This window comes from Mesorhizobium sp. P170090 (genome assembly GCF_057786115.1).
The window spans coordinates 1,397,250-1,412,609 of sequence record NZ_JBYNWH010000001.1 but is presented as its reverse complement, the minus strand read 5'-3'; the positions used below and the strand labels follow the sequence as shown (position 1 = coordinate 1,412,609).

11 protein-coding genes are annotated in these 15,360 nt (G+C 63.7%); 8 read left to right on the top strand and 3 right to left on the bottom strand.

From position 1 onward, the window contains the following. Window positions 1-100 precede the first annotated feature (100 nt). The 4 genes from mutS to AC3EML_RS06930 all read left to right on the top strand — a co-directional run bounded on the left by mutS (window position 101) and on the right by AC3EML_RS06930 (window position 4,673). Window positions 101-2,830 carry a DNA mismatch repair protein MutS gene (gene mutS, locus AC3EML_RS06945; protein ID WP_023752996.1) on the top strand — a complete coding sequence of 910 codons (2,730 nt, stop codon included), beginning with the start codon at window positions 101-103 and terminating at the stop codon, window positions 2,828-2,830. A 73-nt stretch (window positions 2,831-2,903) separates the two neighbouring features. Then, window positions 2,904-3,368 (top strand): nuclear transport factor 2 family protein, encoded by a 465-nt coding sequence (locus tag AC3EML_RS06940; RefSeq protein WP_023685130.1) that lies wholly within the window; start codon window positions 2,904-2,906, stop codon window positions 3,366-3,368. A 66-nt stretch (window positions 3,369-3,434) separates the two neighbouring features. Further along, entirely contained in the window at window positions 3,435-3,995 is a 561-nt protein-coding gene (locus tag AC3EML_RS06935; RefSeq protein WP_352521706.1) for a TetR/AcrR family transcriptional regulator, read from the top strand. A 129-nt stretch (window positions 3,996-4,124) separates the two neighbouring features. Continuing rightward, window positions 4,125-4,673 carry a hypothetical protein gene (locus AC3EML_RS06930; protein ID WP_023690027.1) on the top strand — a complete coding sequence of 183 codons (549 nt, stop codon included), beginning with the start codon at window positions 4,125-4,127 and terminating at the stop codon, window positions 4,671-4,673. Window positions 4,674-4,701: 28 nt separating this feature from the next. Here AC3EML_RS06930 and AC3EML_RS06925 read toward each other — a convergent pair whose 3' ends face one another. From AC3EML_RS06925 to AC3EML_RS06915, 3 genes are all read right to left on the bottom strand, one after another. Next, entirely contained in the window at window positions 4,702-5,547 is an 846-nt protein-coding gene (locus AC3EML_RS06925; RefSeq protein ID WP_023819528.1) for an aldo/keto reductase, read from the bottom strand. A 92-nt stretch (window positions 5,548-5,639) separates the two neighbouring features. Further along, entirely contained in the window at window positions 5,640-6,023 is a 384-nt protein-coding gene (gene copM, locus AC3EML_RS06920) for a CopM family metallochaperone (RefSeq protein WP_023685134.1), read from the bottom strand. A 43-nt stretch (window positions 6,024-6,066) separates the two neighbouring features. Beyond that, entirely contained in the window at window positions 6,067-8,574 is a 2,508-nt protein-coding gene (locus AC3EML_RS06915) for a heavy metal translocating P-type ATPase (RefSeq protein ID WP_352521707.1), read from the bottom strand. Between the two features lie 176 nt (window positions 8,575-8,750). Between AC3EML_RS06915 and AC3EML_RS06910 the strand changes: the two genes are divergently transcribed. The 4 genes from AC3EML_RS06910 (at window position 8,751) to trpS (ending at window position 15,347) form a co-directional block, all read left to right on the top strand. After that, window positions 8,751-9,593: a glycosyltransferase family 25 protein gene (locus AC3EML_RS06910; protein ID WP_023685136.1), complete on the top strand. Its 843-nt coding sequence runs from the start codon at window positions 8,751-8,753 to the stop codon at window positions 9,591-9,593. A 33-nt stretch (window positions 9,594-9,626) separates the two neighbouring features. Continuing rightward, window positions 9,627-12,422: a [protein-PII] uridylyltransferase gene (locus AC3EML_RS06905; RefSeq protein ID WP_023826510.1), complete on the top strand. Its 2,796-nt coding sequence runs from the start codon at window positions 9,627-9,629 to the stop codon at window positions 12,420-12,422. A 76-nt stretch (window positions 12,423-12,498) separates the two neighbouring features. Then, window positions 12,499-14,106: a murein biosynthesis integral membrane protein MurJ gene (gene murJ, locus AC3EML_RS06900; protein WP_023736190.1), complete on the top strand. Its 1,608-nt coding sequence runs from the start codon at window positions 12,499-12,501 to the stop codon at window positions 14,104-14,106. 173 nt (window positions 14,107-14,279) lie between these two features. Next, window positions 14,280-15,347 carry a tryptophan--tRNA ligase gene (gene trpS, locus AC3EML_RS06895; RefSeq protein WP_023672858.1) on the top strand — a complete coding sequence of 356 codons (1,068 nt, stop codon included), beginning with the start codon at window positions 14,280-14,282 and terminating at the stop codon, window positions 15,345-15,347. The last annotated feature ends 13 nt before the right edge of the window (window positions 15,348-15,360 follow it).

The following is a 15,360-nucleotide window of genomic DNA, read 5'->3' as shown; positions in this document are numbered from 1 at the left end:
CCGGCGTAGAGGGAGCACAAGCCGCCGTCGAGGCCGGTCGTCCCCTGCTTTTCGGGCCGCCGGCATTAAACCCCGCACCCACATCTGCTAGCGTGCGGGCATGAACATGCACACTTCAGCAGAAACCGACGCCCCCGAGGTGACACCGCCTGCGCCCGTCGGCAGCGTCACGCCGATGATGGAGCAATATATCGAGATCAAGGCGGCGAACCCGGATTCTCTGCTGTTCTACCGCATGGGCGATTTTTACGAGCTGTTCTTCGACGACGCCGAAAAGGCGAGCAAGGCGCTGGGCATCGTCCTGACCAAGCGCGGCAAGCACCAGGGTAACGACATTCCGATGTGCGGCGTGCCGGTGCATGCGGCCGACGACTATCTGCAAAAGCTGATCGGCCAAGGTTTTCGCGTTGCCGTCTGCGAGCAGATCGAGGACCCGGCGGAAGCCAGGAAGCGCGGCGGCAAATCGGTCGTACGCCGTGACGTGGTGCGCCTGGTGACGCCAGGCACCATCACCGAGGATAAATTGCTGGCGCCGTCGGAATCGAGCTTTCTGATGGCGCTAGGGCGGGTGAAGGGCGGCAACAGCGGTGACGCCTTCGCCCTGGCCTGGATCGAGATCTCGACCGGCGTCTTCCGCGTCGCCGAAACCACGACCGACCGCCTGCTGGCCGATGTCTTCCGCGTCGACCCGCGCGAGCTGATCGTCGCCGAGCCGGTGTTTTACGATCCCGAGTTGAAGCCGGTGTTCGACGTCATTGGCCGCGTTGCCAGCCCGCAGCCGCCGTCGCTTTTCGATTCGGCTTCGGCAGCGGGGCGGATCGCGCGTTTCTTCGAAGTGGCGACGCCGGACAGTTTCGGCGCCTTCTCGCGCGCCGAATTGTCGGCGATCTCGGGCGCCATCGCCTATGTCGAAAAGACGCAGAAGGCCGAGCGGCCGCCTTTGTCGCGTCCCGAACGCGAGGAGCAGGGCTCGACGCTGTTCATCGATCCGGCGACACGCGGCAATCTGGAACTGTTGCGCACGCTGTCGGGCAGCCGCGACGGCTCGCTGTTCAAGGCTATAGACCGCACGGTCACCGGCGGCGGCGCCAGGCTGCTCGCCGACCGGCTGATGGCGCCGCTGACTGACCCGGCGGCGATCGGCGCCAGGCTCGATTCTGTGTCGTTCTTCCGTGCGGAGACGCAGCTTTGCCAGGCGGTGCGGTCAGGCCTGAAGAGCGTCGCCGACATGCCGCGGGCGCTGTCGCGGCTGGCGCTCAACCGCGGCGGCCCGCGCGATCTCGGCGCGCTGCGTGCCGGCTTCGAAGCGGCGGCCACCATTGCCGAACTGTTCGGAACGGCCGTCCTGCCCGCGGAGCTGACAGCGGCACTTGCCGCGATAAAGGCGCTGCCGCGCGCGCTGGCCGGGCATCTGACCCAGGCTCTTGGCGAGGAACTGCCGCTGCTGAGGCGCGACGGCGGCTTCGTGCGCGGCGGCTACCATGCCGAGCTCGACGAGATGCGGGCGCTGCGCGATGAGTCTCGCAAGGTGATCGCCGGGCTGGAGCGCTCGCTGATCGAGGAGACTGGCATCCGCTCGCTGAAGATCCGCCACAACAATGTGCTGGGCTATTACATCGAGGTGACCGCCAACCATCATTCGATCATGACCGGCAGCGATGGCGCCAAGGCACGCTTCATCCACCGCCAGACCATGGCCAATGCCATGCGTTTCACCACGACGGAACTTGCCGAACTCGAGACCAAAATCGCCAATGCCGCTGACCGGGCGCTGAGCATCGAGCTTGCCGCTTTCGATACGCTGACGGCTGAGGCGGTCGGCGAGGCGCAGAAGATCCGCGCCGGCGCCGATGCGCTCGCCGTACTCGACGTGTCGGCGGCGCTCGCGCTGTTGTCGGAGAGCGAAGCCTGGTGCCGGCCGCTGGTCGATTCCAGCCTCGCCTTCGACATCTCGGGCGGACGCCATCCGGTGGTCGAACAGGCGCTTCGCCGTTCGGGCGAAGGGCCGTTCGTCGCCAATGATTGCGATCTGTCGCCGCAAGACGGTGCCAAGGCCGGCGCCATCTGGCTGCTCACCGGTCCGAATATGGGCGGTAAGTCGACCTTCCTGCGGCAAAACGCACTGATCGCCATCCTTGCCCAGACCGGCTCCTTCGTGCCGGCGACATCGGCCCATATCGGCGTCGTCGACAGGCTGTTCTCGCGCGTCGGCGCCTCGGACGATCTGGCGCGTGGCCGCTCCACCTTTATGGTCGAGATGGTAGAGACGGCCGCGATCCTCAACCAGGCCGGTGAGCGGGCGCTGGTGATCCTCGACGAAATCGGCCGCGGCACCGCCACCTTCGATGGCCTGTCGATCGCCTGGGCGGCGGTCGAGTATCTGCACGAGAAGAACCGCTGCCGGGCGATCTTCGCCACTCATTTCCACGAAATGACGGCACTCTCCGGCAAGCTGCCGCGACTGCACAATGTCACGATGCGGGTCAAGGAGTGGGAAGGCGACGTCGTCTTCCTGCACGAGGTCGGCAAGGGTGCCGCCGATCGCTCCTATGGCGTTCAGGTCGCTCGCCTTGCCGGTCTGCCGGAAGCGGTGGTCGGCCGCGCCAAAGAGGTGCTGCATCAGCTCGAGGAAGGCGATGTCTCCGGCAAGGCCAACCGACTGGTCGACGATCTGCCGCTGTTTTCGGTGGCAATGAAGCGGGAAGCGGCAAAGCCTGCGGAGAGCGACGCATTGGGCGCAGCGCTGGGTGAGATCAATCCAGACGAGATGACGCCGCGCGAGGCGCTGGAAGCGCTCTACCGGCTGAAGGGGCTGGCGGGGAAAACCTAGCCCGATTTCGGCCTTGACCAATTGTACCGATTGGTACAATGCTTGCCATCGCCTTTGCCGATGGGAGAATGACATGAGCCGTCCGCCGCTGCCGCCCTTCACCGCCGAGACCGCCGCGCAGAAGGCTCGGCTTGCCGAAGACGCCTGGAACAGCCGCGATCCCGAACGGGTTTCGCTCGCCTATACGCAGGACAGCACCTGGCGCAACCGCGCCGAGTTCGTCTCGGGCAGAAATGAGATCGTCTCCTTCCTCACGCGCAAATGGGCTCGCGAGCTCGACTACCGCCTGATCAAGGAGGTCTGGACCTGGAACGACAACCGCATCGCGGTGCGCTTTGCCTATGAATGGCGCGACGACAGTGGCCACTGGTTCCGCTCCTACGGCAATGAGAATTGGGAATTCGACGCGGCCGGGCTGATGCGTAGGCGCGTCGCCAGCATCAACGACCTGCCGATCGCCGAGGGTGAGCGCAAATATCACTGGCCGCTCGGCCGCCGACCGGACGACCATCCCGGCCTGTCCGAACTCGGATTTTAGAATATGATCCCTAGAGCTGTGTCGCGGTTTTCGGCAAAGATCATGCTCAAGCGGAAAAACTAGCGCATGCGCAGGATCGCGCCCGATCGCGCCGATTTGCTCTCCATCATCGGCGAGGTTTTCCGCGAACACGGCTATGAAGGGGCGAGCCTGGCGCGGATCGGTGCGGCGACCGGCCTAGGCAAAGGCAGCCTTTACCACTTCTTCCCCGGCGGCAAGGAAGAGATGGCGGCGGCTGTCATTGCCCATATAGATGGCTGGTTCGAGGAGAATGTCTTCGTGCCGTTGCAGGACAGGGCCTACCCTCGCACGGGTATCGATCGGATGTTCGAAGCGACCGACAGCTATTTCCGCTCGGGACGCCGGGTGTGCCTGATCGGCGCCTTCGCGCTGGACGAATCCCGCGACCTCTTCGCCATTGCGATCAAAAGCTATTTCGGCCGCTGGGTGGCGCATCTTGCCGAAGCGCTGACCCGAAGCGGGCACAGCGCTGCCAGGGCGGACGAACTCGCCGAAGAAACGGTCGGCGCCATCCAGGGCGCGCTCACGCTGGCGCGCGCCTTCGACGACACCGCAGTGTTTTCGCGCGCGTTGCGACGGGCGCGGGCGGCGCTGGAAACCACCTAGCCAATTGCATGGGCGTCTGGCATTCAGAATGCGAGTTGTTCATTGCCACCTCCTAGGCCCATCCATAACGAAATTGGGAAGGCAAATGGCGCGATCTCATGAAGCATTGCCGTGAGGATACTGCCCCACATGATTTGGACTCCGCACGAGGTCGTCAAGACTGAATTGCAACCTGGAGAAACCGTGCGCTGGACTGGATCTCCATCCTTTATGGGTATGCTTCGGACCCAGTTATTTCCGATTATTTTTGCCATCGCCTTGACCTGTTTCTGTACTCCACTCCTCCTCAGCGCTCTAAGCGAACCATTCCTTAAGCACATTGGGTGGAATTCACTCTCGCTGATCACGTGGTTTGTCGCTATTGGCTTTGGACTATGCCTGCTCGGCAATGCCGTCTGGAATACTTTGGCTGTATGGCGAACGGTCTACGCCGTGACCGACCGTCGAATCCTTATCATCAGCGATTTGTGGTGGCGGCATGTCCTTGCCATGGCCCCTAATGCCATAAACACCATTGAGCGAAACGAACGCTCGAACGGTAGAGGATCGATTACCTTTCGCCGGGAAACGGTTGATACGGGCGACGAACCAACCACAACCACAGTGAGCTTTGTCGGTGTCCGCGATGTGCGAAACGCAGCGCGCGAGATCGAAAACCTACGACTGGGCAGCAAGTAGACGGCCAGTCTGACCAACCGCAATCAATTCAGATCATCTCCAGCCCGCGCTTGCGCGTCGGCGGTGGAAAGGCGCGGTCGAGTTCGGCGAGGTCTTCGGCCGTCAGCCTGATATCGAGCGCGGCGACATTCTGGCGGACATGGTCGTGGCTGCTCGCCTTCGGAATGGCGATGACACCGGGCTGCGCCATCACCCAGGCAAGCGCGATCTGTGCTGCCGTGGCGTTGTGGCGGGCGGCGATGGTTTCCAGCCTGGAATTGCGCGCCAGCGCGCCCTGCTCGACCGGCGAATAGGCCATCAGCGGGATGCCGCGCTGCCGGCTCCACGGTGCGAGATCGAATTCGGGGCCGCGCCGCGACAGATTGTAGAGCACCTGGTTGGTCTGGACATGATCGCCAGACGACAGGCCGGTCAACTCCTCCATCTCGTCGGTGTCGAAATTGCTGACACCCCAGTGGCGTATCTTGCCGGCCTCCTTCAGCGCCTCGAACGCCTCGACGGTTTCAGATAGAGGCACACTGCCCGGCCAGTGCAGGAGATAGAGATCGATGCGGTCGGTGCGCAGGCGCTTCAAGCTGTTTTCGCAGGCCCGCGCCACGCCGGCGCGCGAGGCATTGGACGGCAATACCTTGGAGACAAGAAAGAGTTCGTCGCGGCGCCCGGCAATGGCTTCCGCCACCACCTCCTCGGCGCCGCCGCTGGCATACATTTCAGCGGTGTCGATCAACGTCATGCCGAGGTCCAGCCCGAGCTTCAGGGCATTGACCTCCCCGGCGCGGCGGCGGGAATCCTCGCCCATCTTCCATGTGCCCTGTCCCAGCACCTGGACGGCCTCGCCCGAAGGCAGCGTGGTGGCTCTTATCGTCGATGGCATGTGGGCTCCTGGCGCCGTGTAATCGATGTGAATGGCATCACAACCACGGAGAGAAATCCAGAATGGATCTCTCCGGCATGGCCGTTGCTGCCTTACTTCGCCGGATGGGCGGCGAGCCAGGCCTGCATCTTGGCGATCTCGGCTTCCTGCGCGGCGATGACATCTTCGGCCAGCTTGCGGATTTCGGGATCCTTGCCATTGGCGAGTTCCACCTTGGCCATGTCGATCGCGCCCCGATGATGCGGGATCATGCCGCGCACGAAATCGACATCGGCATTGCCGGAATATTCGATCATCATGTCGGTGTGCATCTTGTCCATCGCCGCCTTGTAGCCGTCGGTCGAAGGACCTTGCGCGCCCATCGCGCCCATGTCGTGTTTCATCTCTTCGGATTGCGCCGGGACGCTTTCGAGGAAAACGGCAAGCAGCATTCCCGCCGCCATCATCAAAAGCACGATTTTCTTAGCCAAGGTCATCCATGATCTCCTGTTGATTGAAATTCGAATCTGGGGGCTTTGCTCAGAGTTTCAACGTCCGCAGCCGCAATGCGTTGGCGATGACCGAAACCGAAGACAGGCTCATGGCCGCCGCCGCCAGCATCGGCGACAAAAGCGTGCCGGTGAGCGGATAGAGCACGCCGGCAGCAACCGGCACGCCAAGCACATTGTAGAGGAAGGCGAAAAACAGATTCTGGCGGATGTTGCGGATAGTCCCCTGGGCGAGCGTTCGCGCCCTGACGATGCCGTTGAGATCGCCCTTGACCAGCGTAATGCCGGCGCTCTCGACAGCGACATCGGCGCCGGTGCCCATGGCGATGCCGACATCGGCGCTGGCCAAGGCCGGCGCATCGTTGACGCCGTCCCCGGCCATGGCGACGCCGGCACCTTTCGCACGCAACTCCTCGACTAGGGCGGCCTTTTGTTCCGGCAGAAGGCCGGCGCGCACCTCGTCAATGCCAAGGCTTTTGGCGATGGCGCGCGCCGTGCGTTCATTGTCGCCGGTCGCCATGATGATCCGCAAGCCTCTGTCGTGCAGCGCCCTGATCGCCTCGGCTGTCGTTGCCTTGACCGGATCGGCGACCGCGACAATGCCGGCCAGTTTTTTGTCCACCGCAACGAACATCGCCGTCTTGCCTTCTGCCTGCAGCGCCTCGGCCCTGGCCGACAGGGAAGCGGTGTCGATGCCGACATCGGCCATCATGGCGGCGTTGCCGAGCGAAACCTTCCTGCCAGACACCGTGCCGGATACGCCCTTACCGGTGACGGCGTCGAAGCCGCCGGCCTCAACGAGCGTCAGGCCGCGTTCGCCGGCGCCGCCGACAATGGCCTCGGCCAGCGGATGCTCCGAGCCTTTTTCCAGGCCGGCGGCGAGCGCCAGCAACTCATTCTCGGACAGGCCGTCGGCAGCGACGACATCGGTCAAGCGAGGCTTGCCTTCGGTCAAGGTGCCGGTCTTGTCGACGATCAACGTGTCGACCGAAGCGAAGCGCTCGAGCGCGGCCGCGTCCTTGATCAGCACGCCCGCGTGCGCCCCGCGCCCGGTGGCGGTCATGATCGACATCGGCGTCGCCAGTCCGAGCGCGCAGGGGCAGGCGATGATCAGCACCGAGACCGCCGAGACGATGGCAAAGATCAAGCTGGGTTCGGGACCGAAGATCGCCCAGGCGGCAAAGGCCGCGAGCGCGACCAGCACGACGGCCGGCACGAAGTAGAAGGAGACGCGATCGGCCAGACCTTGAATCGGCGCGCGCGAACGCTGCGCCTTTGCGACCAGCTCGACGATGCGCGAAAGCGTCGTTTCGGAGCCGACCTTTTCGGCGCGCATGATCAGCGAACCGTTCTTGTTGAGCGTGCCGCCGGTCAAGGCATCGCCTTTCGTTTTTTCGACCGGCAGCGGCTCGCCCGAGATCATTGATTCGTCGATGGAGGAACGGCCTTCCGTTACGATGCCGTCGACCGGCACGGCGTCGCCCGGACGGAGGCGCAGGTGGTCGCCGGTCTTGACCGCATCGAGCGGCACGTCGGTGTCGGAGCCGTCCTCCCCGATCAGCCGTGCCGTCTTCGGCGCCAGGCCGAGCAGCGCACGGATGGCCGAGCCGGTCTTTTCGCGCGCCCGCAATTCGAGCACCTGACCGAGGAATACCAGCGCGACGATGACGGAAGCTGCCTCGAAATAGACCGGGACGGTGCCGCCATGGCCACGGAACTGATGCGGAAAGATGTCCGGAAACAGTGCGGCGACGACGCTGTAGAGGTAGGCCGCACCCACACCCAGCGAAATCAGCGTCCACATGTTGGGGCTGCGGTTGACCACCGATTCCCAGCCCCGATGGAAGAACGGGAAGGCTGCCCACAGCACCACCGGGCTGGCCAGCGCCAATTCCAGCCAGACCATCGTTCGCCCGTCGACAAACGCCTGGAACGTCAGGCCGAGCATCGGCGCCATGGCAACGATCAGCAGCGGCACGGACAGCACCGCGCTGACCCAGAACCGTCTGGTGAAGTCCACCAGTTCGGGGTTCGGGCCCTCATCGCCAGTGGGAACGCCCATCGGCTCAAGCGCCATGCCACAGATCGGGCAGGAGCCGGGCTTGTCTCTTATCACTTCGGGGTGCATCGGGCAGGTGTATTGCGTGCCTTTCGGCACTGGCGACGGCGCCGGCCTATCGCCGAGATATTTTTGTGGCTCGGCCTCGAACTTCGCCTGGCAGCCGGCCGAGCAGAAATAGAAACCCTGGCCTTCGTGGCGGAAGAAATGCCTGGCGGTAGCGCGGTCGACACTCATGCCACAGACGGGGTCGGTGGCGGTCAGGTATTTTTCGGGCCCGGCGACGAATTTCGTACGGCAACCCTCGCTGCAGAAGTGAAAGAGACGGCCGCCATGCTCGGCCGTCGGCTTGCCCGCGGCCGGATCGACGCTCATGCCGCAGACCGGATCGCGCACCACGGCTTCGGCGGCCGGCTCAGCAGCCTTTGCCGCACAGCAGCTGCCATCGGCCGCGTGGTGGTGATGCTCGGAATGCGCCATCGAAAAATGCCTTATATCTGTCTGGGTGAGGGGGTAGTGCTTCCAGTAACTGGAAGGTCAAGGGGCGATTTCCACTTTTCGATCATGGCCCTCATCGCACACATCGAGGGAAAATCGCTTACGCAACTTTGTTCCCATGCTATGGACGCGCGTCCCACTGCATCGATCCCACCCAAATGAAATGCCTGATTATCAATCTCGATCGGTCCCGCGATCGCCTCGCCCATGTAACGGCGGAGTTCGCCCGCATCGGCATCGCGTTTGAGCGGGTCGCCGCCATCGATGCGCGAGATCGGCCGGATCTGGCCGAAATGCCGCAGGGCAAGAAGCATTTGCGTCTGGCCGACGCCGAGATTGCATGCCTGCTCAGCCACCAACAGTGTTGGTCGATGATCGCTGCAGGTGAGGATGCTTACGCGGCGATTTTCGAGGACGATGTCGTTTTCCCGGACAAAGCCGGCGCTTTGCTTGCCGATGCGGGCTGGATTCCCGCCGATGCGGACATCGTCAAGTTGGAAACGTTCTTCAACCGGACCGTAATTTCACGCAAGCAAGTTGCCTGCGGCCACGGTTTTTCTGCGAGCAGACTGCACGGGCTCCATATCGGTACGGCGGGATACATCCTGTCCAGACAGGCCGCGCGGGACCTTCTTGCGGCAACGAATGAGATCAGCATTCCCGTCGATCACCTCATCTTCAATCCGCGTTTTGCGACCTCGTCCGACAAGGTCATTTACCAACTCGTCCCAGCATTGTGCCTGCAGGCACAATTCCTCGGCGACAGTCCGGTGAGATTGCCAAGCCTGCTCAAGCAGGAGCGAACAGAGGAATGGGTGGCAAGCGGGATAGGTAAACGGCGCCCCAGGCCAATCACCGCCAAGGTAAGGATCGAGACCAGGCGGTTGACGCGGCAGATCGCCGATCTCTTCCGGCTCCGGCGCGAGATGATCATCCCTTTCTGGTATCGCGGCCGACGCGTCCGTCCGCCCCATACACAGCGCCGTGAAAACGCGCTATAGACGCCGCGCAAAGGCGAGGCCCACCGGCAATCCATGGCAAAAATCTCCCTCAAGCTCGACGCGCTGATCGACAGCGAGGCTTTGCGCCGCGACATGACGGCGCTGATCTCGGCGGCCAGCGGCGCCGAGCCCGGCGCGCGCGTCGGTGCGCTCCGGCTGCTGAAGGATCGGCTGACCGAGGGCCGCAAGGTTGCCGAGCGCATGCTGATGGACGATGGCAGCGGCACGGCATGCGCCGCCCGGCTGTCGCATCTGATGGACGAGATCATCCGCGCCCTCTACGAGTTCGCCGCGACCCACGTCTACCGGGTGAAAAGCCCCTCGACCGCAGAGCGCATGGCGGTCGTTGCCGTCGGCGGCTATGGCCGCGGCACGCTGGCGCCGGGCTCCGACATCGACCTGTTGTTCCTGCTGCCCTACAAGCAGACGCCGTGGGGCGAACAGATCGTCGAATATATGCTCTATATGCTGTGGGACCTCGGGTTGAAGGTTGGCCACGCCACCCGCAACATCGACGAGTGTCTCAGACTGTCGCGCAGCGATATCACCATCCGCACCACGATCCTGGAAGCGCGGTTCCTGTGGGGCGAACAGAAGCTCTTCGACGAATTGCTCACCCGCTTCGACCATGAAGTGGTGCGCACCACCGGACCGGAATATGTGCAGGCCAAGCTCGCCGAACGCGACGATCGCCATGCCAAGGCCGGCGAAAGCCGCTATCTGGTCGAGCCCAACGTCAAGGACGGCAAGGGCGGCCTGCGCGATTTGCAGACGCTGTTCTGGATCGCCAAATACTTCTATCGCGTGCGCACCGGCGAGGAATTGGTCGAGAAAGGTGTCTTCACCGAGGCCGAGTACCGCGAATTCCAGAAGGCCGAAGACTTCCTGTGGGCGGTGCGCTGCCACATGCATTTCCTCACCGGCAAGCCAGAGGAACGGCTGCATTTCGATATCCAGCGCGAGATCGCCGAACGGCTGGGCTACACCACCCATCCCGGTCTGTCGGCGGTCGAGCGCTTCATGAAGCATTACTTCCTCGTCGCCAAGGATGTCGGCGACCTCACCCGCATCTTCTGCGCCGCGCTCGAGGAAGAGCAGGCCAAGCATGTGCCCGGCTTCAACCGCATCTTCCTCACCTTCCAGCGCCGCAAGCGCAAGCTGGCAGGCACGTCGGACTTCATTGTCGACAATCACCGCATCAACGTCGCCGACGACAGCGTGTTCGAGCGCGACCCGGTCAATCTGCTCAGGCTGTTCTGGTTCGCCGACAAGCACGGGCTGGAGTTCCATCCCGATGCGCTGAAGCTGCTCACCCGCTCGCTCGGTCTGGTCAACAAGTCGCTGCGGCGCGACGAGGAGGCCAACCGGCTGTTCCTCGACATCCTGACCTCGGACCGCAATGCCGAGCTTAATTTGCGGCGCATGAACGAGGCCGGCCTGCTCGGCAGGCTGATCCCCGATTTCGGCAGAATAGTCGCCATGATGCAGTTCTCGATGTACCACCACTATACGGTGGACGAGCACCTGATCCGCTGCATCGGCGTCTTGGCCGAGATCGAGCGCGGCGACGGCGAAAAGGTGCATCCGCTCTCGCACACGCTGATGCCGGGGCTAGAGAAGAGCCGCGAGGCGCTCTATGTCGCGGTGCTGCTGCACGACATCGCCAAGGGCCGGCCGGAGGATCACTCAGAGGCCGGCGCCCGGATCGCGCGCCGCATCTGCCCGCATATGGGGCTGTCGGCGGCCGACACCGAGACAGTCGCCTGGCTGGTCGAGAACCATCTGGTGATGTCGATGACGGCGCAGACGCGCGACCTCAACGACCGCAAGACGATCGAGGATTTCGCCTCGATCGTGCAATCGGTTGAGCGGCTAAAAATGCTGTTGATCCTGACCGTCTGCGACATCAGGGGTGTCGGGCCGGGCGTGTGGAACGGCTGGAAGGGCCAGCTCCTGCGCACGCTCTACTACGAGACCGAACTGCTTTTGACCGGCGGCTTCTCGGAAGTGTCGCGCGCCAAGCGGACGGCGGCGGCGCGCGAGCGGCTGGCCGAGGCGCTGGCCGATTGGCCGGACAAGGCCCGCAAGCGCTATGTCGGCCTGCATTACGAGAACTATCTGCTGACGGTCGACCTCCCCGATCAGCTGCGCCATGCCGAATTCATTCGCGAAGCCGACGCGGCAGGCAAGAAGCTCGCCACCGTGGTCAGGACCCACCAATTCGAGGCGGTGACCGAGATCACCGTGTTGGCGCAGGATCATCCGCGCCTGCTTTCGGTCATTGCCGGCGCCTGCGCGGGAGCCGGCGGCAACATCGTCGACGCGCAGATCTTCACCACGTCCGACGGCCGCGCGCTGGACATCATCCTGATCTCACGGGAATTCGACCGCGATGAGGATGAGCGCCGTCGCGCCGAGCGCGTCGGCCGGCTGATCGAGGACGTGCTGTCGGGCAAGAGCTGGCTGCCGGAGATGATCGAGAAGCGCACCCGGCCGCGGCGCGGCGCCAAGGTGTTCAAGATTCCGCCGCGCGCCGAAATCCGCAACACGCTGTCGAACCGGTTTTCGGTGATCGAGGTCGAGGGACTGGACCGGCCTGGGCTGTTGTCGGAAATCACCAGTGCGTTGTCCGATCTCTCGCTCGACATCGCCTCGGCTCACATCACCACCTTCGGCGAGAAGGTGATCGACACTTTCTATGTCACCGACCTTACGGGGCAGAAGATCGACAACCCGGCACGCACCGCCACCATCCACGCCAGGCTGATCGCGGCGCTTGAAGGCGTTGTCCCAGAGCGCGGCGGCAAGGCCAAGGCGGCGGCCGAGTGACCATCACTTTGTCCCAATCACCCCCTTTGTCCCAATCATCCCCTTTGTCCCAACCATCCAGGCAATCTCCCCGCGCATGAGCCTCGTCAAGAAATTCGCCACGGTTGCGTCCGGCACGCTGATGAGCCGCGCCCTTGGCTTTGGCCGCGAGATGCTGATGGCTGCCGCACTCGGCACCGGGCCGGTGGCGGACGCCTTCAACGCCGCCTTCCAGTTTCCAAACACGTTTCGCCGGCTGTTTGCCGAAGGCGCTTTCAACGCCGCCTTCGTGCCGCTGTTTGCCAAGGAGATCGAGACCCACGGCACCGACGGCGCCAAGCGCTTTTCGGAGGAAGTGTTCGGCGTCCTGTTCACCGCACTTCTGGCGCTGACCATCGTCATGGAATTGGCGATGCCGCTGATCGTGCGCTATCTCGTGGCGCCGGGCTTTGCCGACACGCCGGGCAAATTCGAGACGACCGTCCTGCTGGCGACGATCATGTTCCCGTATCTCATCTGCATGTCGCTCGCAGCGATGATGGCCGGCATGCTAAATTCGCTGCGCCGCTATTTCGCGGCTGCCGTGGCGCCGGCTTTCCTCAACATCATCCTGATCAGCGTGCTCGGCTACGCCTGGTACCACGGCATGGATGCCCGTGAGGTCGGTTTCAGCCTGTCCTGGGGCGTGCTGGCGGCGGGGCTGGTGCAGCTTGCCATCGTCTGGGTGGCGGTGCGCAATGCCGGCATCGCCATCGGCTTTCGCCGGCCGAAGATGACGCCCAACGTCAAGCGCCTGCTGATCCTGGCGCTGCCGGCGGCGATCACCGGCGGCATCACCCAGATCAACCAGCTGATCGGCACGGCGATCGCGTCGGCGCAGGACAGCGCCGTGTCCTCGCTTGCTTACGCCGACCGCATCTACCAGCTGCCGCTCGGCGTCGTCGGCGTTGCCGTCGCCATCGTGCTGTTGCCGGAGCTGTCGCGGGCGCTGAAATCGGGCAATCTGGTCGAGGCGGCCAATCTGCAGAACCGCTCGGTCGAGTTCACGCTGTTCATGACCTTGCCGGCGGCGGCGGCCCTTTGGGTAATGGCGGAGCCGATCGTGCGGCTGGTCTATGAGCGCGGCGCCTTCGCCGCCAACGGCTCGACGCCGACCGTGGCCGCGATCCTGGCGATTTTCGGCCTCGGCCTGCCGGCCTTCGTGCTGATCAAGGCCTTCACTCCCGGCTATTTCGCCCGCGAGGATACGCGCACGCCGATGATGTTCGCCGCCATTTCGGTCGGCGTGAACGTGATCACGGCACTGACGCTGTTCCCGAGCATGGGCGCGCCCGGCATTGCGGTGGCCTCGGCCGTGGCCGGCTGGGTCAACGCTGTGATGCTGCTCGCCGTGCTGATCCGTCGCGGCCATTGGGGCCGCGACGCGCCGCTGCTGAAGCGCATTCCGCGCCTGGTGCTGTCGGCTGCGGTGATGGCGGTGGCGCTCTATTTCGCCGAGCACTGGCTGGCCGTCAGGCTCGGCCCCGGCTCGCCACTGGTGATCAAGGCCGTGACGCTTCTCTCATTGGTGGCCGGCGGGGCGCTGCTCTACTTCGTCACGGCTTTCGCCACCGGCGGCGCCGATTTCGGAATGATCCGGCGCAATGTGAAACGCGGCTCGGGCAAGGCAGCGGCGCCAGCGCCAAACGCCGATCTGGACGAATAGTCCGGGCGAGCTAACAGCAACACCGGTCTTGATCCTCTCCGCCCCTTCGTCCATAAGCGCGCCGTCGCAAGACTTTCGCCGCGCGTGGTTTCCAGCCGCGTGATTGGCTCCGAAAGGTCTGCAACTTTTCGGAAACACGCTTAATACGGCCCTCCACAAGCCATGAGGAACCCATGACCGCCTTCAAACAGCTCGTCTTTTCCGGGGTACAGCCGACCGGCAATCTGCATCTCGGCAACTATCTCGGCGCCATCAAGAAATTCGTTGCGCTTCAGGACACGTCAGACTGCATCTATTGCGTCGTCGACCTGCATTCGCTGACGGCACAACTCGTCCATGATGACCTCGCAGACCAGACCCGCTCGATCACCGCCGCCTTCCTCGCCTCGGGCATCGACCCGAAGAAGCACATCGTCTTCAACCAGTCGCGGGTGATGCAGCATGCCGAGCTTGCCTGGATCTTCAACTGCGTGGCGCGCATCGGCTGGATGAACAAGATGACGCAGTTCAAGGACAAGGCCGGCAAGGACCGCGAAAATGCCTCGCTGGGCCTGCTAGCCTATCCCTCACTGATGGCGGCCGACATCCTGCTCTACCGCGCCACCCATGTGCCGGTGGGCGAGGATCAAAAGCAACATCTGGAGCTGACCCGCGACATCGCGCAAAAGTTCAATAATGATTTTTCGAGCCGCATCGCCAGTCTTGGCGTCGGCGTCGAGATGCAGGTCGGCGAGGAGACGGTGAACGGTTTCTTCCCGATAACCGAACCGGTGATCGGCGGGCCGGCGGCGCGCATCATGAGCCTGCGCGACGGCTCCAAGAAGATGTCGAAGTCGGACCCGTCGGATCTGTCCCGCATCAATTTGACCGACGATGCCGACACCATCTCGAAGAAGATCCGCAAGGCCAAGACCGACCCGGAAGCGTTGCCAAGCGAAGTCGACGGACTGGAAAGCCGCCCGGAAGCGGAAAACCTGGTCGGCATCTATGCCGGGCTGGCCGAGATGTCGAAGGCGGACGTGCTGAAGGAATTCGGCGGCCAGCAGTTTTCCGTGTTCAAGCCGGCGCTCGCCGACCTTGCCGTGGAAAAACTGGCGCCGATCGCCGGCGAGATGCGCCGTATCGAGGGCGACCGCGCCTATGTCGACGCGGTGCTGAGAGACGGCGGCGAACGCGCCGGCGCGCTGGCTGAGACCACCATGAAGACGGTACGCGACATTATAGGCCTGTTGCAGGGCTGATCACCGTCAGTGC

Coding starts and splice junctions, on each gene's coding strand:
- mutS (WP_023752996.1), top strand. CDS start 101: ATGAACATGCACACTTCAGCAGAAACCGACGCCCCCGAGGTGACACCG.
- AC3EML_RS06940 (WP_023685130.1), top strand. CDS start 2,904: ATGAGCCGTCCGCCGCTGCCGCCCTTCACCGCCGAGACCGCCGCGCAG.
- AC3EML_RS06935 (WP_352521706.1), top strand. CDS start 3,435: ATGCGCAGGATCGCGCCCGATCGCGCCGATTTGCTCTCCATCATCGGC.
- AC3EML_RS06930 (WP_023690027.1), top strand. CDS start 4,125: ATGATTTGGACTCCGCACGAGGTCGTCAAGACTGAATTGCAACCTGGA.
- AC3EML_RS06925 (WP_023819528.1), bottom strand. CDS start 5,547: ATGCCATCGACGATAAGAGCCACCACGCTGCCTTCGGGCGAGGCCGTC.
- copM (WP_023685134.1), bottom strand. CDS start 6,023: ATGACCTTGGCTAAGAAAATCGTGCTTTTGATGATGGCGGCGGGAATG.
- AC3EML_RS06915 (WP_352521707.1), bottom strand. CDS start 8,574: ATGGCGCATTCCGAGCATCACCACCACGCGGCCGATGGCAGCTGCTGT.
- AC3EML_RS06910 (WP_023685136.1), top strand. CDS start 8,751: ATGAAATGCCTGATTATCAATCTCGATCGGTCCCGCGATCGCCTCGCC.
- AC3EML_RS06905 (WP_023826510.1), top strand. CDS start 9,627: ATGGCAAAAATCTCCCTCAAGCTCGACGCGCTGATCGACAGCGAGGCT.
- murJ (WP_023736190.1), top strand. CDS start 12,499: ATGAGCCTCGTCAAGAAATTCGCCACGGTTGCGTCCGGCACGCTGATG.
- trpS (WP_023672858.1), top strand. CDS start 14,280: ATGACCGCCTTCAAACAGCTCGTCTTTTCCGGGGTACAGCCGACCGGC.